The sequence below is a fragment of the Pseudarthrobacter sp. AB1 genome, from assembly GCF_014926485.1.
Taxonomy (GTDB): domain Bacteria; phylum Actinomycetota; class Actinomycetes; order Actinomycetales; family Micrococcaceae; genus Arthrobacter.
In genome coordinates, this window is record NZ_PZKO01000072.1 from 1 (window position 1) to 21,840 (window position 21,840).

Annotated in this window: 15 protein-coding genes and 1 pseudogene; 10 read left to right on the forward strand and 6 right to left on the reverse strand. The window is 62.6% G+C overall.

What is annotated here, in order from left to right; all coding sequences use genetic code 11:
- Positions 1-632: 632 nt before the first annotated feature.
- The gene (locus DAD99_RS20330; RefSeq protein ID WP_193343001.1) at positions 633-935 is read right to left on the reverse strand and encodes an antibiotic biosynthesis monooxygenase; all 303 of its coding nucleotides are present in this window, start codon (positions 933-935) and stop codon (positions 633-635) included.
- Positions 936-1,566: 631 nt separating this feature from the next.
- Between DAD99_RS20330 and DAD99_RS20335 the strand changes: the two genes are divergently transcribed.
- Positions 1,567-1,881, forward strand: a complete 315-nt coding sequence (locus DAD99_RS20335) for a hypothetical protein (protein ID WP_193343002.1) — start codon at positions 1,567-1,569, stop codon at positions 1,879-1,881.
- Positions 1,882-2,406: 525 nt separating this feature from the next.
- Here the strand turns inward: DAD99_RS20335 and DAD99_RS20340 are convergent.
- Both DAD99_RS20340 and DAD99_RS20345 read right to left on the reverse strand, forming a co-directional pair.
- Entirely contained in the window at positions 2,407-2,895 is a 489-nt protein-coding gene (locus DAD99_RS20340) for a DUF6326 family protein (RefSeq protein WP_193343003.1), read from the reverse strand.
- A gap of 96 nt (positions 2,896-2,991) precedes the next feature.
- Positions 2,992-4,032 carry an NAD(P)-dependent alcohol dehydrogenase gene (locus tag DAD99_RS20345; protein WP_309233441.1) on the reverse strand — a complete coding sequence of 347 codons (1,041 nt, stop codon included), beginning with the start codon at positions 4,030-4,032 and terminating at the stop codon, positions 2,992-2,994.
- Positions 4,033-4,155: 123 nt separating this feature from the next.
- Between DAD99_RS20345 and DAD99_RS20350 the strand changes: the two genes are divergently transcribed.
- From DAD99_RS20350 to DAD99_RS20380, 7 genes and pseudogenes are all read left to right on the forward strand, one after another.
- The gene (locus DAD99_RS20350) at positions 4,156-4,830 is read left to right on the forward strand and encodes a TetR/AcrR family transcriptional regulator (protein ID WP_193343004.1); all 675 of its coding nucleotides are present in this window, start codon (positions 4,156-4,158) and stop codon (positions 4,828-4,830) included.
- A gap of 164 nt (positions 4,831-4,994) precedes the next feature.
- A pseudogene (locus DAD99_RS20355) lies at positions 4,995-5,597 on the forward strand (recombinase family protein).
- Positions 5,598-6,077: 480 nt separating this feature from the next.
- On the forward strand, positions 6,078-6,527 hold the full coding sequence (locus DAD99_RS22370; RefSeq protein WP_375372284.1) for a GNAT family N-acetyltransferase: 450 nt from the start codon (positions 6,078-6,080) through the stop codon (positions 6,525-6,527).
- A 552-nt stretch (positions 6,528-7,079) separates the two neighbouring features.
- On the forward strand, positions 7,080-7,964 hold the full coding sequence (locus DAD99_RS20365; RefSeq protein ID WP_193343006.1) for a serine protease: 885 nt from the start codon (positions 7,080-7,082) through the stop codon (positions 7,962-7,964).
- Positions 7,965-8,010: 46 nt separating this feature from the next.
- Positions 8,011-9,768, forward strand: coding sequence for a serine protease (locus DAD99_RS20370; protein ID WP_193343007.1), 1,758 nt, complete (start codon positions 8,011-8,013; stop codon positions 9,766-9,768).
- Complete coding sequence (locus DAD99_RS20375) at positions 9,765-12,869, forward strand: ATP-binding protein (RefSeq protein ID WP_193343008.1); 3,105 nt, start codon at positions 9,765-9,767, stop codon at positions 12,867-12,869. The genes DAD99_RS20370 and DAD99_RS20375 overlap by 4 nt, the downstream gene beginning before the upstream one ends.
- Positions 12,866-14,851, forward strand: coding sequence for a DNA/RNA non-specific endonuclease (locus DAD99_RS20380; protein WP_193343009.1), 1,986 nt, complete (start codon positions 12,866-12,868; stop codon positions 14,849-14,851). The genes DAD99_RS20375 and DAD99_RS20380 overlap by 4 nt, the downstream gene beginning before the upstream one ends.
- Positions 14,852-14,857: 6 nt before the next feature.
- Here the strand turns inward: DAD99_RS20380 and DAD99_RS20385 are convergent, their stop codons facing one another.
- Together DAD99_RS20385 and DAD99_RS20390 are read right to left on the reverse strand one after the other, a co-directional pair.
- Positions 14,858-15,961, reverse strand: coding sequence for a hypothetical protein (locus DAD99_RS20385; RefSeq protein WP_193343010.1), 1,104 nt, complete (start codon positions 15,959-15,961; stop codon positions 14,858-14,860).
- A gap of 282 nt (positions 15,962-16,243) precedes the next feature.
- Positions 16,244-16,621 carry a hypothetical protein gene (locus tag DAD99_RS20390; RefSeq protein WP_193343011.1) on the reverse strand — a complete coding sequence of 126 codons (378 nt, stop codon included), beginning with the start codon at positions 16,619-16,621 and terminating at the stop codon, positions 16,244-16,246.
- 351 nt (positions 16,622-16,972) lie between these two features.
- Here DAD99_RS20390 and DAD99_RS20395 point away from each other — a divergent pair, with 351 nt between their 5' ends.
- Both DAD99_RS20395 and DAD99_RS20400 read left to right on the forward strand, forming a co-directional pair.
- On the forward strand, positions 16,973-17,854 hold the full coding sequence (locus tag DAD99_RS20395) for a BTAD domain-containing putative transcriptional regulator (protein WP_227008327.1): 882 nt from the start codon (positions 16,973-16,975) through the stop codon (positions 17,852-17,854).
- A gap of 610 nt (positions 17,855-18,464) precedes the next feature.
- A complete protein-coding gene (locus DAD99_RS20400) occupies positions 18,465-20,048 on the forward strand; it encodes a triacylglycerol lipase (RefSeq protein ID WP_193343012.1) in 1,584 nt (527 codons plus the stop codon).
- 50 nt (positions 20,049-20,098) lie between these two features.
- On the opposite strand, the gene DAD99_RS20405 is transcribed toward DAD99_RS20400, so the two are convergent.
- Positions 20,099-21,739 (reverse strand): P-loop NTPase fold protein, encoded by a 1,641-nt coding sequence (locus DAD99_RS20405; protein ID WP_193343013.1) that lies wholly within the window; start codon positions 21,737-21,739, stop codon positions 20,099-20,101.
- Positions 21,740-21,840 lie beyond the last annotated feature (101 nt).

The window sequence follows — 21,840 nt, forward strand, 5'->3', positions numbered from 1 at the left end:
CCAGTCATTCCGGCAGGAATCAAGGTGCATGCGTTCCGGGGAAGGCGGATAAAACAACAAATCTGACATTCGTGCTCAAAGGCAACAGTCCACGGTCCCGCGGACAACAAAGCTGTGCCCTCCACCACCAAACTAGCCGACAGGCTCACCGGCACCATAGACGAATCGGGGTCGACCGAAACACACACATCAAGTCTGTCCCCTGAGCGGCCGCCAGCACCAGATATCCCTGGGAACAGACCTGACACGGCCAAATTTTCCGTCCCCACGGCGGAGCGAAGCGCCCCTCAGAAACTAGCTGGAAGCCGACAATCAAACCTCAACAATAGATAACCGCCACCCACACCATGACGCACCACCAAATCCGGCCGACCTCCACCAGGCCGACACCGCGCCCTAGGACCCGCGGCCGAGCGCGACCCACAACGAACATGAGGCAACAGTGCGTGCCAGTTCTTGGAACAGGGACACGCTGTTGCCTGCCACTTGATATGGAAGCTAAGGCCAGTTCTGCGTGGGGACCCTCCGCGGCACGGTCCACTAGGAGATCCTTGAGCGGGACAAATTCGCTGCACCCAGGTTGTCCCGCCTGAAGATCCCCCTACCGGGACGACGGCCAGCCTGTGAGCGCTCTACCGAGGAGCAGAGTTCACGAGCTCGTAGTGTTCGACTAAAGGAAACGGCTCGTAGAACTTGTGCAGGATTTCCCGCCACTGCTGATACTGCGGGGATCCCCTGAAGCCAACAGTGTGGTCCTCCAAACTGTCCCACTCCACGAGGAGTAAGTACGTGTTGGGAGTTTCAATCGAGCGCGAGAGCGACAACGAGGCAAAGCCGGGCATTGACGAAATTATCAAACGAGCGCGATCGATTGCTGCCTCGAAGTCTTCTTCCTGGCCGGAAATGACGGGCAGCAGCGCGTGTTCGGTAATCATTGGGCAAGTCTTGCAGATTCCCGTTGAGCGTTCCCCCTACGGGCGGACTTTGGCCCGCTTCCATCGACAAGCTGCGCTCCAGCCGTTACTTTTCTCCACGCGGCCTTAGCGTACGATTTTTTCCTTTTTCTGAAGCGACCCCTTGTACGGCGCGATTTTCGGCCTCGTCGTCCTGAAGCTGCTGCTCGGCACCGTCCTGCTTGCCGGGCGCCGTCGCCCCGCACACTGAGGGCCACAGCCGCTCACTGACAGAGGCGAGTCGGGTGGCAGTCCCCCGCGACCGGACTCGCCGCCTTCCGCCCGCCGATTTTCGACAAAGGCTGAGATGATGGGAACCGAACTGCCCCACTGTCTGATCATCACCAACCCCGAAGACCTGGCCGGGGGCGCCCGCTCCTGCCGATAGGAGCACAGCGTGTCCAGACCCGGACTGCGAGCGGCGGCTGCGGTGGTCCTCGCACTCGTCGCGTCGTCTTGCGCAAGCAACACCCCGAGCGAGGCCCCGGACTTTACCCCGCCGCCGAGCGCGAGCACAACGACACCTGAGAGCCCTCAACCCCCGCCGAGTCAGCCATCCAGCGCGCGAGAGCCGGGCACCACGATCACCACAGCCGCGAGCGACTTCGGCCAGATGCTCTTCGATGCCAAAAAGCAGGCCATCTATATCTGGGAGAGTGAGGAGAGCATCACGCCGGAGTGTTACGACGACTGCGCTGAAGCGTGGCCACCCGTGCTGACTGACGGAGCGCCGACCGCTAGCGGCGAGGTCGACTCAGCACTGCTGGGGACGACGAAGCGGCGGGACGGCACGACCCAAGTCACCTACAACGGGCATCCGCTCTACTTCTACGCGCACGAGGGGCCTGGCGAGGTGAAGTGCCACAACGTCTCGACCCACGGGGGGCTCTGGTGGGTCGTAGATCCGGACGGGATCCGAGCCCCGTAGCTGCAGTGCAGGCGGAGCCGAATCGGCGCGCATCCTGCAGCTACGTGGCGTGGGCTCACCATCCGGGGACTGGCTGCGCCTCGTGAAACTCGATGGTGCAGCCACCAGGGATGTTGAGGTGCGGGCGAGACTTGGCCAGCACACAGCGGCCAGTACCAGGTCGCCAAAGATCGTCGCCGTTTGGCGAGACGGTGACGGCTTGCGCTGCGTTTTACCTCCCTGCTGACGCTGTCGCGAGCTCGTCAGACAAGTCGACCGACACCGCGATGATTCTTGGATCAGGTCAATCCGCATTGCTGGGAGAAAGGCTGCCAGCAGATGAATGGACAGAGCCGCTGGCGTCTGACTGAGGCGCACCGTAGACCGATCCCCAACTGGGACGCATGTCGATTAACCGGACCCGTTCAGCGGCGGACGCCGGACCGTTCGTGAGCAGGTTCTCTGCGCATACCGCGACTGAGCTGGTCACGGTCGGCCCGGTGCCTGCGGCGGCGGGCTTCACGCCGTAGAACTTTACACGGATACCTACTGTCGAAGGTCCTGTCGAAGGTCGGTCGTCGCGGGACCTGCTGGGACGGCGGGGGTTCGGGGCCAGGTCCAGGCGGAGTGCAGGATGAAGGCCAGGATCAGCACCTCGACTCCGATAGTGAGGGCGTAGTAAAACGCATACTCCCAGGACGCCCCTGCCGCGTTGAACACCATGACGGGGATGTACAGTGATGCCACGACGAGGTTCGTGGCGCGGTTCACACGGGCGGGCAGCGTCATGGAGAGCATGATCATCAGGGCCGGGATCGCGATAATCACGAAGAAAATGGACATCAATGTCCCGCTGATGTCGAACTCGAAGATGACGCCACCGCGAATCAAGTCGATTTCGCCGGGCTGGTAGAGATGGAAGTAGTCGATGTAGATGACGAAGAACATCAAGCTGGTCCAGGCTGCCGCGAGCTTGGCCTGCAAGGGGATCGGTGGGTTGTCGAGCAGGTTCGAGGTTTTCATTCGGATGGTCATCGGTTCGTCTTTCAAGAGGAGCGGTCTGTCCGCCGGAGTGGCGGCAGGTCTGGGCGTGCATACGCACGGGTTGGGTCGTTCTCGTTGGTCCGGTCGTCAGACGGTGATCACGACCTTCCCCCGGGTGTGGCCGGCCGCGACGTAGCGGAGGGCGTCGGCTGCTTCGTCGAGGGGGTAGGTGCGGTCGATGACGGGCGTGACCTGCCCGGTCGCGAGGAGGTCGGCCAGGGTGAGCAGGTCCTGGCGCTTCTCGACCGACAAGAAGGGCTTCAGTTGCTGACGGGTGAACCCGGACAGCGCGCGCGTTTTGACGATCCGGCCGAGGGGGCCGAGCCAGCGGCCGCCGCGTCCGCTGTTAGGGATGAGGGTGCCGGTGGGCGTCAGCGCTCGGCGGACAGCCGCCAGGGGCTGGGCTTCCACGTTGTCGAGGATGACGTCGTAGCGCTTCTCGGTGCGGGTGAAGTCGGTCCTTGTGTAGTCAACGACGTGGTCGGCACCGAGCGACCGGACCAAGCCGACGTTGCCGGTGCTGCACACACCCGTCACCTCGGCGCCAAACGCCTTGGCGATCTGCACGGCGAAGGAGCCCACGCCGCCCGACGCGCCCGTGACCAGCACCGTCTGGCCCGGTAGAACGTTCGCGATCTCGCGCAGTGCCTGCAATGCCGCCATGGCCGACGTGGGCACCGCTGCCGCATCCACGACCGAGAGGTTGGCAGGCACGGACACGAGGTTGTCCGCCGGGACGCAGGCGAACTCCGCGAGCGTTCCAGCGGTGTTCCAGCCGAACACCTCGTCGCCGGGGCGCAGAGCGGTGACATCCTTCCCGACCGCTGCCACCACGCCGGCGAGATCCCTGCCAGGAATGCCGTGGCGCGGCCGGCGGAGCCCGAACACCAGGCGCACCACGTACGGCTCACCGGTCATGACGAAGTAGTCGCCGGGATGTACCGCGGCCGCGCCCACCTGGACGAGCACATCGCCCCGATCAGGCAGCGGCACCCCGACCTCCGACAACTCGAGCACTGAGGGCGGGCCGTAGCGGTGCTGTACGGCGGCCCGCATCATCGCCGCCCCGGCCGGACACGCCCACGGCACCAGGCCTGCTCCGGCATTCGATCGCTGTTCGATTCGCACAGAAGCCTCCTCACGTCCGAGCCGCGACTCTCGCCGGCTCGTACACCGTACGTCGTACGGCGTACTATGATCGTGAGCGTACGATGTACGATTGTCAAGAGGTACGAGAGAGCGAGGAGAACCGTGTCTGCGAGGGAACAACGCCAGGTCGCGTCAGACGCGGGGCTGAGCAAGCAGCGGGTGGTGGTCGAGGCGGTCCGGCTCGCCGACCGCGAGGGGATCGACGGGCTGAGCATGCGCCGGCTGGCTGGCGCGCTCGGCGCGGGCGCGATGTCGCTCTACCACTACGTGGCGAGCAAGGAGGAGTTGTTGGACGCCATGATCGACATCGTGTTCGAGGAGATCGAGCTCCCGCCCGAAGAGGCCGACTGGCAGTCGGCGATGCGACGGCGGGCAGTATCTGCCCGACAGGTTCTTGCACGCCACCCGTGGGCGATCGGCCTGCTGGAGTCGCGGACATCGCCGGGGCCCGCGAACCTCCGCCACCACGAGGCGGTCACTGCCTGCCTGCGAAGGGCCGGCTTCCCGGTCTTGATGGCGACGCACGCCAACTGGTTGCTCGACAGCTATGTCTACGGTTACGCCCTGCAGGCAGCCAGCCTGCCGTTCGACACCGCCGACGAGCTCGCGGACATGGCCAAGGACGTCTACCTGCCCCAGCTTCCTCCTGACGAGTTCCCCTACCTCAACGAGTCCGCCGCGGCGCTCGTCGCCGCCGGCTACGACCCGGCAGAGGAGTTCATCTTCGGCCTCGACCTCGTCCTAGCCGCCCTCGAGCCCCTAAGAGCCTCCGCATAGCGACGCTCACGAACCGTGCCCGTAAGCCGGTCGCCCACCGGGGCAAGGCATACTCAAAATTTCCGAATCATGATTCACCGGCTTTCCGGGGTCGGCCGATTCCCGTAACACCCGCCCGAGAAAATGCCCGGTGACGCGGGGGGATAAACGGTACGTTCAAGACCATGACCGGACTCCTGATCGGATACGCGCGCGTATCCACCAACGACCAAGACCTCACCGCCCAGAAGAACGCCCTGGCCGCTCTGGGGGTGTCGCCGGACAAGACCTTCACCGACCAAGGCCTGACCGGCACCAACCGGGCACGGCCCGGACTCCGGGAAGCGCTGGCAGCCTGCCGGGACGGGGACACCTGGTCGTGACCCACCAAACTTGACCGCCTGGCCCGGTCCCTGCGCGACGCCAAGGACATAGTGGATGAGCTCACCCGCCGCGAAGTCAAGCTCAGCCTCGGCGGCTCCGTCCACGACCCCACCGATCCCGTAGGACGGCTCCTCTTCAATGTTCTGGCCATGGACGCCGAATTCGAAGCAGACCTGATCCGGGCACGGACCCGCGAAGGCATGGCCGTTGCCAAGGCAAAGGGCCGCCTGCGTGGGAAACAACCCAAGCTCTCCAAGAAACAGGAAGCACACCTGGTCTCCGTTTACCGGGCGGGGACACACGCGACGGCGGAATTAGCTGAGCTCTTCTCCGTCGCGCGCTCGACCGTCTACCGCGACATCAACGAGCCGGCGACATCGCTGTCTGGATCCATGCCGGAATGACGAGTGGTTCGTCCTTGGTGCGCATTACAGCGCCGTCCTTTCAGACACTGTCTCCATGCCGATGCTCTGCCGGGGAGCCGGCTGCAGGCGCTACGGCGGGCTTCGCGCAGTAGTTGTTGCTGGCTGGTGCAGTCGACTTCTGAAAAGTGACGGTTAGTGCAGGCGACTATTGAGCGGAATGCATTATCGGGCAGGGGACTTGTGACATTTTCATGTCCACAATCGTCTGCACTACCCCGGAATTCCGCGGGCGCGTGTGCAGACGACTTCTGAAACTGACAATCCTGATTCGGAAATTTTGGGTATCACTTGCCCCGGTGGGCGACCGGCTTGAGGGCGTCAGAAGCGGTGCTATTCTCGAGGCAGCAACGGCTCGTTGCGAGAAGTCGAAGGGAGCAGCTGATGAATATGTCTCGCCCTTCCCACCGCACTCACTAGAGGCCACCTGTTTGTGGCCTCCTCTCCCAGGAGCCACTCACATTGCCTAGTTCTGATCTCTATCCCTTCCTCTATGAATGGCGCGGATCGTTCACCAATCAAGAAGTCAATGCGCTACATGCCGAAGCGTTTGAACACCGCCTCTTCGATGATGACTGGAACGATCAACTCGATCGACTCAGCCTCGGCTGGGTCACCGCGCGCGACGACCACGGACTGGTCGGCATCGTCAATATCATTTGGGACGGACTTGTCCACGCGTTCGTCGAGGACACCATCGTCGCGGTACGAGTCCGCCGCCAGGGTGTTGGCATCCGTCTGATCGAGGTTGCGCGTGAGCGGATGACAAATAGCGCTGCGAAAACACCACCATTTAGCGCTGCGAGTCACACAGAGTTTGAGGAAGACACCGGCCGAGAGTGTCAGCATCAAGTGTGTCAGCCTAAAGAAGTGCCGCGCCCGGTAGGTGTGGGGCGCGGCCGGCGGCTGTAACTGCTCTGGGGAGAGACAGTGGATCGTCATCCTGGCGAACGCGCCGCCGGCTGTACTCAGGGAAACCGGTGGAAACCCTGGACGACGAACCCTTACGCTTCAGGGAGATAGCTCTGCCGCTGATTCGTAGCCCAGCATGTTCAAGGCACCCATGCACAGGTTGGAGTGCGCGCCTATGGCCCGGCCGCCCAATGACGATGCCTCGCCGGAATGAACCCGCATCCAGCACCTGATACGAATCGCGGAACGGGGCTGGCCCTGCGGTAAAGTAGCACCGCAGGGCAACCCACCTCCCCATAGCGGGCCTCCCAATAACGCGGCGGTAACGCCATGGGCGTCTACTGGAAACACTGCATGAGCCCGTCCGAGTGAGGCGATATGACCTGCGTGAGCGCTTGGCACGTCCGGCTTCCTGCACCGGGCGATTCGAACCCCCCGGACCGGGCCGGACCCACTCAGCCCCCCGCTGCTTGAGGCTGCTTACCGCCTCGAAGCCGGCCCCGAGCGCTGCCGGCTTTGTTGGAAAACAAGGCAAACGAGACAGGAAATCCAATGACTGAAACCACGCCTACGCTGAACCTTCTGGACCGACCGGAGATTCCCGAGGACGTCAAGATGCTGCTCAGGGTGATTCCGGGACAAGAACAGACCGAACAGGGTCCCCCTGAAACGGCGCCTGATGAAGGGCAAACGACGGAGCCGTACTGTCCACCGTGGGCTACCGTCACCGACCCGGCTTCTGATGAGTCATTCTCGGTGGAGGGGCAGCGGTTCATCGCGCCTGCGGTGCACGAAGAGCCTAATCCCATGCTGTACCCGATGTGCACTGTCGGAATCGTCTATAACAGCAACGGCCGCCGGGGGAGTGGCGTACTCGTGGGACCGAATCTGCTGTTGACGGCCGGTCACGTTGCGCCGTGGGGAGCCGCCAGTTGGAGCATGGAGTTCGTTCCCGCCTACCGAAACGGCGCCCGGCCTTTCGGCAGCTCATTCGTTCAGACCTATCACGGCTACAACACGAACGGAAGCGTCACCGGGTACGACTACATCATCTGCAAGCTGTTCAACCCGCTGGGCAGGGCTTTGGGGTGGATGGGGGCGGCGTCGTTCAGCAACGAAGACGAGTACTACAACAAGCGGTTCGTCTCTTCCGGTTACCCTGGCACCTACGGTGATAGGCCCGCGGTGGAACTCGACATGGGTGTTCGCGACATCGACAACGACAGCCCCGGCAAAGAGATTGAATTCGCCCTGCGTGCTGATCTCGGTCCAGGTTGGTCCGGTGGTCCGTTGTGGCCCCACACCGCTAACCCCTACTGCGTCGGGGTTCTGAGCGGTCAGGAAAAGGACGGCTTGGACCCTACGCGCCTGGTTTACGCGGGCGGTGGAGCGCTCGTGGACCTGGTCCGACACGGCCAAAGCAACTGGCCCGGGTGACCCATTATTGGAAGGAACGTGTTCGCATATCTGAGGAGTCCCGCACGTGGATGAAGATGCGATCCTGGACACCATCCGTCATCATGCGGCAGAGGCGGCCGGCGCCCTCCTCGCGGTCCAGTCCGGAGACAGCCCGCTGACTGTCGAGGCGATCAATGTCGTGGCTGCCCGCGTGAACAAGGATCCAGCCAAGTTCTGGCTGGAACAACTTGAGGCCATGGGACTCGTGGCGTCATTCGTCGGTGCCCTTCGCGCCCGTGGCCTTCAGCTCGAAGACAGCGTCCTGGACGATCCCGACGGCGTCATACCCACTGAGGAGCTGCGGCGGTTCCTCGCCCAGGCCCAGGCCTTCCGCTGCAGGGTACTTAAGAACAATCGTGTGGCCGGCAGCGGCGTACTCGTTGGACCGAGCCTGGTCCTTACGTCCTGGCATGTCATCGCCGTCGCTGGACCGGGGAAACCGCAGGAACCCGCGCCGAACTTGGAGGTCCTGCTTGCCGACAACATGAAGTTCGCCATCAAGGTCCCCACAATATTTCAGTCAGAATGCGGCGATGCTGAGTATGAGAGCCGCGCACCCCTCAAGGACTCGGATGTCAATGACCGCCACGACGTAGCCCTGCTGAAGATGGTCCTGCCTGCTGCGACCCACCTCGGGCACATAAGACTCATGTCGCCCCCACCCCTGCCCAGAAACAGGGGCCGAGTTGTCCTGATCCACTTCCCGGGTGGAACGGACCATGTCATCGACTTCGGCTTCGCGGCCAGGATCAGTAACGTCACAGCCCGATGGCGTCACAACGTCCCTACGGCAGGTGGCTCGTCGGGCGGAGCGTGTTTTGACAAAGACCTCCAGTTCATTGGGATCCATCAAGGTGAGTTCGACGCCGGCGCACGATTTATCCCCGCCGGGAGCTTTATCAATTCGATTGTGGACCACGTCCGTAACGATGTAGCACCACTGACGCTCTGGTCGCTGGATGGGACGGTCAGCGGACCTCTCGTCATCGGCCGCAACCAGTTCTTCCAAGCCATCGCCGAGGCCGGCCACGCCGCCGGTCGCGTCCGTGGCGTGCGGATCAAGCGGGCCGTCATCGAATCCACCTCGACGGGTCTCGGATTCAGCCACGACATCCTTCAACAACTCCTCGTCCGCCGAGGCCCCGAGCATTGCCTGGTCCGCATCATGCAGGATCAGATCGTGGATGACCTGGTGGACGACATCCGCCGCAGAGTGCGGCTCGAAGGACTGGACCTTCCCGAACCCCTTGCCGAACAAGCCAGCGCGGCAGCAGGTAAGGCGCCACCGGAAGCGGCTGTCAGGGAACGGGCAGAGAATCTTGCTGCAGCCATTGAGGCGGCAGCGGCCAAGGCAGGAAGGACAGTGTGGTTATTTATCGACAATCCCACGGTGCCATTGACGGAAGCTGCCCGCGTCACAATCGAAGGCCTCGTCGGCGCCTCCCTCACCAAACCCCGGCTGCGGCTCGTCATCGCAGGACTCGAGACGCTTACCCTTCCAGGACCCGAATTCGCAGGTTTGCCGGCCACTGAGACTGACCGCTCGCCCGGCCTCGTCGTCGAGTTCATCGGAGACTTCCGCCGCGCCGACATCCTCGATCTGCTCACCGTCGCATCGATGGATTTGACCGGCGCCGTCGAGGAGGGCCGGGTCGCGTACGCGACCGATCGTGCATTGTTTGACCTCCCTCACGTCAACGGTCTCTACGCTCAGGAACTGCTCGCTACCGTCAGCGAACGCCTTAGGGCCGACCTGCGACTCATCACGGGCGGCGGCGGATGAGCATCGAAGAGGCCCGCCCATTCATCGAACGCGCCCGCAGGTTTGCTGCGCTCTCCGGTCCCTTCGACCCGGGAGCGCTGCTGAACATGCTCGGTGATGTCTCAGCAGACGCCGCCCTGGCTGTCACCGTCAACCTGGCCAACGCGTGTGACACGAGCAAACCGAGCGGGTGGTTGATGCGCGGCACCGTGCGCCGTCGCGAACTTGCGGCGTTGAAAGCCGGAGGGGCCCTCGACTCGGAGATCCGTTTGCGGCGCCAATATCCGCGGGATCCCGCTACCGAGGCACTACTCGACGCCCTCGCGGGGGTGTCCCCCTACACTGGAGCAGGAATCACACACCTGCTGGAGCCACCGCTGGACCGTGACTCGCTCGCGCGTGTGGCCACGGCGCTTGATCGCGCTGGCCCGCAGGCGGCCGCCCACCAGGCCCTGGCATCCGTCCGCTCTGCGCTGGGGCGTTTTGATGCGGACGCCCGTGCGCAGCTGATGCAGGACAGAGGTTTCTACGGCCGGCACGCCGAGATTGCGCAGGCCGAACGCTGGCTCAGCCGACCGTTCACAGATGGGCCGGTAGCCGCCCTTTACATCACCGGACTTCCCGGAATCGGGAAATCGACGCTCATCGACGAGACGGCCCGCCGCGCAGGCATCCAGGCCCCGCCGTGGCTGGTCGTCCGGCTCGACTTCGACCGTGGGGGACTGGACATTCAGGACCAGGTCGGTCTCACTGTAGAGATAAGCCGCCAGGTCGCGCTTGAGTCGGGTCCGACCACGTCGCCGCTTCGTCAAGCCCGCTTGGCAGCGGCGGGAGCCGGGTCGTCTCCGGACGGAAACATCAAGGGTTCCGGGCGCCAGCACATTCCCCAGGAACTGTCGCGGGTGCTCGGCGAGACCGTCCGCGCCGTCGGCCGCCCGGTCCTGCTGATCCTCGACACGGTTGAGGTGCTTGGGGGCCGGGGAGAGACGCACCCGCTTCGCCTATTCGAGACTATCGACGAATTGTGCAGACAAGGGCTGCGCCCGCTGGCGGTCATCGCGGCCGGCCGGGGGCCAGCACTCGAGAGTGTGCCGGAACGAGTGGGCGAACGGATCGAGCTGGGCGGACTCGACGACGAGAACGCCGACCGCCTGCTCAGCCGCTACGACGCGGGGTCCGACATGTTCCAGCGCATACGTGAAGTATCCGATGGAATCCCGCTCCTGCTCCGGCTGGCTGCCTTGGCTGTCCGCCAGTCCGGACCGATGGCGCTAGAGGGCGTCTCCGGACGAGGAGACCTCGCGGCCGTCTATCTCTACCGCTTCCTGCTGTCCCGAACCGGTGATGAGAACCTGCGCCTACTCGCGCAGCCCGGCCTCCTGATACGCAGGCTCAACCCCGACGTCATCGCCGAGGTGCTGGCGCCGCACGTAGGGCTGGATGACATGCGGGCGCCCGATGCAGTCGCCGCTTTCGAGGCGCTGGCCACTCAGCACTGGCTGGTTGAGCCTGACGCCGTGCCAGGCTGGGTCCGCCACCGGCCGGACGTGCGGGCCTCCTTGCTCGAACTGCTGTACAACGCCGGGGAACCTTCCACAACGGCCGGCCTGAACCTGAGGGCCGCGAGATGGTTTGAGCGACGCCCCGAACCGTTCGCGCAGCTCGAGGCCGCCTACCACCGCCTTCAAGCGATGCGCTCGGGCGGACGGCCTCCTCGTATCGCACCGGAGATTCTTCAACAGCTGGACCGCCAATCCGTCTCGGAACTGCCCGCGGCCGCACAGGACCTCGTACGGGACTCCATCGGCCTGCGAACGTCGAAGTTCCGGCGCGGCTCGAAATCTGCTCTCTCTGTGGACCACGAGGGTGCCGCCCGCGAACTCGAAGCGACCCTTGAGCGTGGGGATGTCCGGGAAGCCGCCTATGTTTACGGGAGGTCCTTCGGCCAAAGCCCTGGTGCCCCTCACTCACCGGCCTCTGACGTGGCCCGCTCCTTCTTGTGGCGCGCGGGCCGCTGGTCAGATGCCCTGCACGGGTTCGATCCGCACCGGTACTTCGATGGCCGCTTTCGCGAGAGGGCGCCGACAACTACCCTTGCCCACCTCGAGATGTGGGCCGAGTCGGGATTCGCAGCCCTCGAGAGTGCATTCACGGCGGACCCGGGGCTGGCTGAACTCGCCACCGAGCTGCGTGAACGGGGGTTCAACGGTTCGCTGGCCAACGGAGCCCTCGGGTTCGCACTGGTGCATACCGGCGCACCAGAACTGCGATCTTCATGGGGTGTGAGCGATCCCGTCGATGCCGCGGCCGTGGTTTGGTCGCCGACGACGACGTGGGTGTCCGGCGTGCCGTCACCGCAAGTGCTCGATTCGCTGGCGGTGCAGGCCAGCCGGTTCGCGGCGAACGTGTCTTCACCGACCACCACGGTCAGGGAGACGAACTTGCCGGTCCCAAGGGCACCCGACCTTGCCACGCCGGCCGGGGCAGCACGTGTCCTCGCCAGTGCGACGCCCTACGGTCCGGTCACAGAGACGATGCAGCAGTTGGATCCGGGCGATGCCATGCTCCGTCATCTCGCGCGCACGGACTTTGAGCTGGCCGAGGCCGGCGGCCTGCCGCCCAGGGGTGCGGGGGACTGGAGTATCTCTCCTGCGGCTTCCCCGGGCGGGTCAATCCAGAACCTTGCCGCGCTCGGTCTGCTCGCCGAGTGGCTAGGGGCAGCCGCCGTCGCGCTCCGTCGTCCAGACCTCCGGCTGCTCGCTCGAAGTTCCGAACGATGGCGACGCACGTCAGCGGGCCAATGGGCCTATCCATCACGGCTGACCAGCCACCCTCCGTCTTGGACGCGACGCCCGGACGAAACAATGGTGGACCGTATCGCCCAGCTCGACTCGGAAGAGGCCTGCCTCGAACAAATCCGGATCTGGTCAGGCGCAGTGAACCCTGGGAAAGCCTGGGAAGAGTTCCAACGCCTGCGCCGGCGCTACCCGGCCGCCGATCGAGAAGCGCGACGCTCGGCGCCGGACGATGCCGCGGCGGCTCTGCTCGCGCGCCATGTCCCCTCTGCATTCGTGCCACCCATGGCGGTTCTCTATTCGTTCGAAAGGAAATGGTCACTATGACAACGGCGCAACAGCGGCTGCAAGAATCCCCAATGCTGAGGGCCGCCCTCGAAAAACAGGTCGCCGGCGGCCTCCTCGCACGAATGGGGCTCTCTAGCCTCGCCGTAACCGGCCTTGGCAGCCACCCGGCCAGAAGCACGGCCGACCAACTCGAAAACGTCAGCTCAATGGACGACCTCGAAGCGATTGTGCAGCGCGTGGGCCGTCCACCCCTGCTGATCAAGAACAACCAAGTGGTCCTCGGCGCGGGGCAGGACGACAGCCTGGACGATTTCCCGCCCGGAACGGACGCCCGGATCCGCGGCACGGAGAAGACCATCCCATCGGTCGGCCGGGTTGAGTTCGCCAATTTCCGCTTGGCCTGGGGCGGAACAGGTTGGGTCATTGCGGCGGAAGGCGCCGATCGGATCGTGGTCACCAACCGTCATGTGGCCGCGCTTGTGGCACGTCGCACGGCCGACGGGCAGGGGATCTTCATGCGCGACCCATCCCAGATTCGCTATGGAGCGTCGCTCGACTTCAACGAAGAGTTCGGCAGCCTCGCCAGCGAGGCGACGCCCTTCGCTGTTGTCGACGTCCCCTACCTCGCCGACACAACGTCTCCCGATGTGGCGTTCCTGCGGATCACGGGGAAGAACCTGCCATCACCGTTGGCGCTCGCGGACAGTGATGCCGCCGTCGGCGATCTCGTTGCACTTGTTGGCTACCCTGCGTATGACGACCGCAATGACGCCTCTGACATGGCGAGGTATTTCCGCGATCTGTACGACGTTAAGCGATATGCACCCGGGAAGATCCTGCAGGCCCTGGCGCCCGGGGTTGCCTTGCGTTACGACTGCACCAGCCTCGGGGGCAACTCAGGCTCGCCGCTGATCCGTCTGGTGGATGGCAAGGTGGTGGGCCTGCACTACTCCGGAATTTATGGGCGCTTCAACAGCGCGGTGGGGGTTAGGACGCTGCGGGACCTGCTCGACGGCAGGCGTCCCATTTCGATCACTGCCGCCGACGCGGGGACTGCCGAGGCACGCCGGGACGGAATCCATAACCCAACAGACCTTGCGGGTCGCGCCGGCTACGATCCCCATTTCCTGGGTACGGGTGACCTCGCGGCTCCGTGGCCGGTCATATCGAGTACCCTCGCCGCCGATCTGGCAACGCCGAGCGACGAACTCCCGAGCCAGCCGTCCGAGATCCGTTACACACACTTCGGGGTGAAGTTCTCCCGCAGCCGCAGCCAGCCGGCAATGACGGCGGTCAACATCGACGGACAGCATCACGTTGCCATCAAGCGCGGGGACGATAGATGGTTCCAGGACGGGCGGATCCCCCTCACCATCCAGCTTCGCAAGGAGGATTACGCCCACCCGGACATTGACCGCGGTCATCTGGTCCGGCGCGAGGATCCGAACTGGGACGACACACCGCCGGCCGGTGGCCCCGGGGAGGAAGCGAACGGGCTCGCCCGGAGGGCCAACGACGACACTTTCCACTATACGAACGCCGCCGTCCAGCACGGTGACTTCAATTCCAGTTCCCAGCTTTGGCTCGGACTTGAAAATTACATCCTGACGAGCATCAAGACGCACGGCTTCAAGGCGTGCGTCTTCACAGGGCCGGTGATGCGGGAAGACGACCAACAGATCGCACCGGGCGTGATCGCGCCACGGGAGTTCTGGAAGCTTGTGGTCATGGAGGCCTCCGGGACGCGCGCGCTGCATGCGACGGCCTACGTGATCAGCCAAGGAGAAATGATTCGGGAGTTGCTCGAACGTCGCGCGCGGACGGAGGCCGTGGAGGGATTCGTCCTTGGCGCGTACCGCACGTTCCAAATCGCGATCGCCGACCTCGCCGAATCGACCGGACACGACTTCTCCCGGTATGTGCCGTTTGATCCGTTAGGAGCGGTGGCCGCCCAAGAAGAAGCAGCCCACGTCGAGCCGCGCTACCTCCCGCTCGACGCAGTCCACCAAATAGTGCTGTGACCCTGCTCAGTCGGCGACTGCCGAGTGGGCTGTAAGGAGTTCTACGAGCCGATCGTTGAACACGGAAGTGGAGTTACGCTGGCTTTCCGAATTGACGATCTCCAGTCCACGGAGCGACTGCTCAGCCATCTTGGCTACCTCTTCGGCGGCCTCCGGGTAGAGCAAATGAAGCCCTCGTTTGTCGCCCGCCGACAGATCATTCCCGGGGCCAGCGGGAGCGCACGCGCTGGGACTCGACTTGTAGAAGAACGGAGCGAAGCGATAGAGCATCACCGAAGAGGAATCGAATTCGCCCATCACCGAATTTGGGTCATTCGTTGTGCGAAGGTTGTGGTCCACCTTGGCCTTCGACCACCTGTTGGGCGGTCCGGCGAGGTAGGTGTAGATACCTGGCCTTTTGCCTGCAACATCGGGGACGAACACGCCCCTTGGGTCGGTCGTCGGCACGTATCCGGGGTCGTTTTCCCAGCGGAAGTCCGCCTCGCAGGGGCCGCGGAAGTTCTGGTGTTCGTGCTTGAACGCCAGAGCGTGCATGAACTCGTGCCGGACGGTTCCCTCCCAGCCCTGGGGCTTGGACACCTTATAGCCGCCCAGGTTCAGGCTTCGCTGATTCGGCATGCCGCCGATCGGCCCACCGGACGGGTCTATCGTGCTGTCAGTGCTGTCGGTGCCCACCAGCGACCAGTAGCCGTTCGTGTCGAAGCTCACTCTGATCTCAGCCTTCAGCTGGTTATCGCTCAGCGTCCATCGTCTGTACGTTCCGGCGTCGAACCCGAAATCGAGTGTGAGATTCATGGCGGCGGAAAGTTGTTCTGTCGCTGTTGCGACATCGGCGTGGAGTGCGGAGTCTCCGTCGAGGAACGCGACCCGCACCACCGATCCCACCGGCCACCTCTGCAGATCTGCAACTATGAACTCAAGAGCTTCGATGTTCTCTGCCAATTCCCGACGCCAGGCATCCCGGACTTCAAGGGCAGCCACCACCCCGTCCGGAAGCGCTTCGAGCGTCTCGCCCAGCCTGCGAGTGTCAATGTCGAGGCCCTCGCTGAGGCGGTCTGCTACGCCATCTTTGGCTACCGCTGTGCGTCCGTCCCGTGGTCCAGCCATCATGCACCATCCGTTTCCTGGTTGAGTCTTCGCATCATTAAGGGCGTTGAATCGTATCCGCCTTCGGCCGCAGTATGGTCCGGGAGGCGTTACGGAGCCGTTACTGCGTCGTGGTGCTTCTCAACCATCAGCTCACATGCGTCCCGCCAACGCGCCGGGCGTAAGGGGTAGTCGCGGGGGCGGATGACCATCGATGAGGGAGCGACTTCCTCGTGACAGTTCAGCCAGATACCGGTGATTTCAGCTGAAGGACCGGTCATGGCTCTCACCGCCCGGCTGGAGTCATCATCCACCCGTAGTGTTGACGCTGTCACCGTTGAGCGCGGCCCGGATGTCATCCAGCATCAACATCGCGTTGTGGTTGTCTTGGCGGAGCCGTTCGACCGTGCCGGAGACGGAGCAACTCCCTTTCCCCGCGGGGCTTAGGCGAAGCAGCCGCGGCCCGGCAGCCAGTTCCGGCGTGGAAGGGTGCGGGGACGGCGTTACCGTGGGGGCCGCCGTGGTTGATGCGGGAGCAGGCCCTGTTCCGGCGCGCGTCAGCGCGAAGGCCGGTGCGGCCAGGAAGGAAGCCCGGGCACGCTCCATGCATGCGTCCATCCGCCTCGACTGGCCCTTGGTGAACATCAACATGGCAACGTCGTCGGGGTAGTCCATGTAGTTCAAGAACCCAACGCATGAAGCATTCACCGTCGGCTGCTCCGTCCTCAATCTCGGGCATCGCGCGTTACCCGGGCGTTACTGCTGTCCCGAAGTGGCAGGTAGGCGCCCCGTCGCAGGGGACTGCTGATCCGCCGTCGGACTTTCAAGAGGGTGGGGTAATAATAGACTGCTAACGCATCGGCCGGCGTTCGCGAACCTATTTGCGTGAGCGGATTAGGCGTCGCCTGCATTGGATGTATATATCCAGAACGGATTCCCAGCCGTTCGGCTCCTTGGCGACCGCGGGTCAACATCCATTTCCGTTGACTGGCTTGAAGATGGTTTTTTCGGATAGTCAGCTCTCGACAATAAAAATTGGAAGCCAAGCATATTGACATTATCCAGCGTTTTGGGGATCCTCGTTTTACCTGCTCTAAACACTTCAGACCGAACCGGAATCAGGCTTCCATGGGCGACGACGGCTATGGAGAATTGAAATTGGATCTACTTGGGTCGTGGCGGCTTCGCCGGGGCGCGGTGGTCCTACATGTTGCAACACGTCAGCAACGCCTTATCGCGGCGCTGGCCATCCGGGGACCGAGCCTCCGCAGTTATCTCGTTGGTCAGTTGTGGCCGGAGTATCCTGATGCCCGGGCGCTGGAGAGTCTGCGTGTGACTGTTCACCTGATTTCACGGCAGGTGCCCGGTTTGATGGTCAATGCGGGCGCGATGCTGTCCCTGACCGATCACGTTGAGGTGGACCTGCATCGGATCCGTGCCCGGATCCGTGCCCTGGGCCAGGCCGGGTTTGACGGCGACGTTGCCTCCTCGTTGCATGAGTTGCGTGATGCGGAGGTGCTTCCGGGCTGGTATGAGGACTGGGTGATTTTTGAACAGAGCAGGCTGCGGCAAGATCGGCTTCGCGCGTTCACGGCAATTTCGCGTCTGTCACTCGCCCGGGGTAATTCTGAGGTGGCAGGGGCAGCTGCAGAAGCCGCGTTGGAAATTGAGCCGCTATATGAGAAAGCGGTGGGGCTTCTCATCGCTGCGGAGATGCGGCAGGGCAATCCCGCCGCTGCGCTTAGCGCCTACGAACGGTACCGGGGGAAACTTGAGGAGGACATGGGTCTCCTGCCTTCCGATTCCGTCAAAAGTCTCATAGCTGGCGCCCTTGACCGCCAATCCCGGGCAAGGGAGGAGCGCCTACCGGCCAGCGTTTCCTGGCTGACCGGCGAGCCAGCCTTGCACCACTCGTAGGACCTCGTCGGGGTCAGCGGTGGACACCGCGCTTTGGGCAATACCCGGAGTTTCTCTGTAAGTTATTCTCGCCCGGAAACTCTTTGTGTGACCGGACTCAAGCCATTTGCTGATGATCATCGTTTGTACTACCGGCATATCGGGGTAGGGGTCACCAGCTTCATCAGCGGAGCCTGACAAACGGTCGTCTTTGATCATGATAGCCATCCACTCCCCGTCTTTACCCTCATCCATTTGGAGCGTCCGGACTTTCAGGCACCCAAATCAATCCCTACCAGCCTGCGAGATGCCTGACCGGTTCAAAGTAGTGCACTTCTTCTGGTTGTTACGATCCTGCTGCAGAAGTATCAGGAGTTGGCCTACCTTTACGAAATAATGGCTCAAGATTGAGCTGAGCTCACCCTTGAACCCAGTACAGCGTGACCTCGTTATTGCTGCGTTACGACCCTGAGCTGGAGACACGTCTTGTGGCAGGGTTCACGGTTCATTAACGCTGCCTCCAAGGTCTGCCGGTAACGCCGCCGTAACGCCTCCATGATCGACTCACCACATAACCGTGCGCCTCAGTGCTTCCTGGCAGGTGCATCCGTTTTTGGAAAAGGAACACAAGATGGGCTATCCGGGCGACGACGGCAGGCTCCCAGTGATTTATGTCCGGGGCTTCGCAGGCAGCGGATCGGCTATAAACAGCGCCGTGGACGATCCCTTTTATGGCTTCAGCCAGGGATCGGTACACGTCCGTGCTGACAGCAACGGAAGGGCGAAATTCCACCAGTTTGAATCCCCGATGCTGCGGCTGGTAACGGACCACAAATATGAGGTACCCGTTCACGGGGATCAGTTGGCTTTCCTGAACAGCGTGGAAGCCGGCACTGTAAATTCGGCGTCCGTGTGGATCCATCGTTTTTATGATGGATCCGCCGATTCGTTTTCTGACGAGCCGGAGAGTTTTTCATTCGAGAACGCCGCCCGCAGCCTGTTCAACCTGATCAAGCTCGTGTTGGAGAAGACGGGAGCGCCAAAGGTCTTTCTCGTTGCGCACTCCATGGGTGGGCTGATCTGCCGCTCACTCCTGCAGCGGGTCATCCCGGAAGCCGTCGCCGACGTAGGCGGGGAGATCGACCCCGCCGCTGGGAACAGGTATGTGGCAAGGGTATTCACGTACGCCACGCCGCATGGGGGAATCCGCTTCGCAATAGGTTTCGGGATTTTTGAGCGGATCCGCGACGCCACAGGAATCCAGGGGGCGGACATCTTCGGCCCCGACCGGATGTATGACTACCTCACACCGGCAGCATTGAGACGGGCGCGGACGCGCGACGACTTCAAACCGACTGAACTCCCGGATGACGGGTTTCCGGTGGACGAACTGTTCTGCCTGGTCGGTTCGAATCCAGAGGACTATGACGTGGCGTTCGGTCTGTCCTCTAAGGCGGTAGGAGCCCGCAGCGACGGCCTCGTCCAGATCGACAACGCCGCCGTTCGCGGGGCACCGCTGGCCGTGGTGCATCGCAGTCACAGCGGACGCTACGGCATCGTTAACTCAGAGGAGGGCTACCAGAACCTTCAGCGGTTCCTCTTCGGGGACCTCAAAATCCAGGTGGAGCTCGTGGGCTTTACTGTCGGCAGGGCCGCCCCACCCGAGGTCGAGTTCCAGCTCGACGTCGGACTGGCCATAAGGGGTCTACCCGTCCTGGTCCATGAGCAAAGCGCCGCCCACTTCTGTCCCGTCCAGATCGAGCACTGGAAAGAAGGGGACCCCATAGACTCACCCGTGCCGCTGCTGACGACCTTCCTTTCGTCGAAAGCACCCCGTCCGCGCGTGGGAGGCAAGGAAGTGCCCCGGTTGCGTCATGCGCTCAAACTCCGGCTGATGTCCATCACCGAAAAGGAAGGACGTTTCTTCTTTGACGACCATATGGAACAGACCGAGGACTGGCAGGACACCCTGCTAGTTGACATCGAAGCGCCCTCGGCAGGCCGGCCGCTGCCCAAAGCATGGGCCGCGTGGAACAGTACCATTCCTACCGCTCTCCGTGACTGGAACCCCGGCCACGATGATCAGCTGAAGGACACCGACAGCACACCCGAACGCTGGCAAGGACGCATCGACGTCCCGGAATTCGCTAAAGCCCTGCTTGGAGTCAACGCAGGCATCCGCCTCACCGTTACCCCACGGAAGCTCATCCTTTAAAGTAGCTGGCGAGTTTGAGTGGGTGGCGGGTTCAAACCCCCGGGTGTTGGTCAGCGGCTAAAAGCCGATGCCTGCCTAATGTCGCGGAGTTCCGTTTGCATGGCGTCGATCGCCGCGCCCGCCGCTTTGCGCCAATCTTCAATTTGTTGGGATGTTGTCCCCTGGGGTGGACTATCGGAGCTGCCGGATGGGGCAAGAATGTTGATCAGTTCATACAACCTGTCCAGAGGCCGGCTGCGGCGGTCCGGCGTCATTGTAGACGTGTAGCTGGACAGCCGCCCAAGAGTGTCCTTCACCTGCACAGCGGTATCGCGGGCGCTTGCAGAGCCGAATATCAGGCCAGAGTCGAGGTCTCTGACATGCGCCCTTAGTAATCCGACGTCGCGCATTGCATCAGTAATCCACGGCGCAGTACTCCTGGTTGTTTCCATCAACGACAGGTAGCGTCCTAAATCGGGTGTATCCGACAGAGTCTGCGCCTCGCCGGACCGAAGGAAACTAGAGAATTCATGGGGTAATACTCCGACGTCGGGCCAGATGTCTTCGAAAGCGGTATCCTCACCGGATCGGAACCTCTTCAGCGTGTCGACAAATACATCTGGTTCAGCCAGTACCACCTCTTCATAGATCTGCTCCCAGTCGCCGCGGAAGTCAATTGTCTGAAGTGCGAGCATTGTGTCGGGCTCCAGATCCGGGCGGACCATTCGGTTGAGCGTGTAGGCATTGATGTAGCGCTTGACTTCTCGAGGATTGATTCGGCCTTCTGTGGCTACATACCTCAGATATTTGCGTACCCGTACGTTGAGGTCGATCTGTTGCTCAGCAGCCAGCTTGCCGTGAACGATGAGCCATTGCAGAAGGTCGTCCAGCTGGCCAGCCATCAAAGGGGGAAGTGTGTATGGGACTTGGAACATTTTCTTCAGGTAGTCCCGCTCCAGCTGTCGATCAATGTTCAGTCCTCCAGGTTGCCCTGCGAACTTTGTCCTGACCGCCGATTCGACCACGCGTTCATCAAGCCCAACGACAAAGATGAAGCCTGGCATGTCGAAGAATAGCTTCATCGACTCCAAGACAGTTAGTGATTGCTGCGGGAGGCAGCGGTCGAGGTCATCGACAAACACGACAATCCGCGACAGCCCAGCTTCCCGCACTTCAGAAAAAGCCGACGTCAGCTGTTGAAAGGCTCCAAAGTAGAGGGACTGTGCGGTGGCGCCAATATCGTCAGGGTGAGTCACGAGCTCGTCTAGGGCTTTTCCCGGATCAAGGGATAACGTGGGCCCACTGGGAACGCCAATTTCAATTCTTGTTGAGCGAACGAGGGCCCTCACAACCTGCCCGATCTGCCGCGTAATTTCCCTCATTTTGGTTTGCTGCGCTGCGTGCTCCACCTGGGTTGCCCATTCAGCGAGAGATGACCTTATCGTGTCGAGGAGCGGAACGATGAGATGCGATTCGCGTTCATATCGCCAGGCGTTGAATCGGACGATGATCGCAGTCTCATCTTGCGCAATGAGCTGTTCGATCTCATCCATAAGCGTGCTCTTACCAGAACCCCAGCCGCCGAAGATGCCAACGGCGAAACGAGGCTCACTGGTTTGAACGATCTGGGAAAGTGCCTGCGCAATCTGAGTGAATCCGAGGGATGGATTCTTCGCGGGCACATCGAGGAGGATGTGGCCGACGTATGTCATCGCGACTCCATTGGTCAAGTGGAAGTGGAAATCGTCGGGGCCACGAAATTCAGCAGCGATTCTGAAATCGCAGCGACCCCAGCACGATCCCGATCACTCCA

Bases quoted from the DNA above. Each gene is read 5' to 3' on its own strand.
- DAD99_RS20330 (WP_193343001.1), bottom strand. From the start codon at position 935: ATGATTACCGAACACGCGCTGCTGCCCGTCATTTCCGGCCAGGAAGAA.
- DAD99_RS20335 (WP_193343002.1), top strand. From the start codon at position 1,567: ATGCTCTTCGATGCCAAAAAGCAGGCCATCTATATCTGGGAGAGTGAG.
- DAD99_RS20340 (WP_193343003.1), bottom strand. From the start codon at position 2,895: ATGACCATCCGAATGAAAACCTCGAACCTGCTCGACAACCCACCGATC.
- DAD99_RS20365 (WP_193343006.1), top strand. From the start codon at position 7,080: ATGACTGAAACCACGCCTACGCTGAACCTTCTGGACCGACCGGAGATT.
- DAD99_RS20375 (WP_193343008.1), top strand. From the start codon at position 9,765: ATGAGCATCGAAGAGGCCCGCCCATTCATCGAACGCGCCCGCAGGTTT.
- DAD99_RS20380 (WP_193343009.1), top strand. From the start codon at position 12,866: ATGACAACGGCGCAACAGCGGCTGCAAGAATCCCCAATGCTGAGGGCC.
- DAD99_RS20385 (WP_193343010.1), bottom strand. From the start codon at position 15,961: ATGATGGCTGGACCACGGGACGGACGCACAGCGGTAGCCAAAGATGGC.
- DAD99_RS20400 (WP_193343012.1), top strand. From the start codon at position 18,465: ATGGGCTATCCGGGCGACGACGGCAGGCTCCCAGTGATTTATGTCCGG.
- DAD99_RS20405 (WP_193343013.1), bottom strand. From the start codon at position 21,739: ATGACATACGTCGGCCACATCCTCCTCGATGTGCCCGCGAAGAATCCA.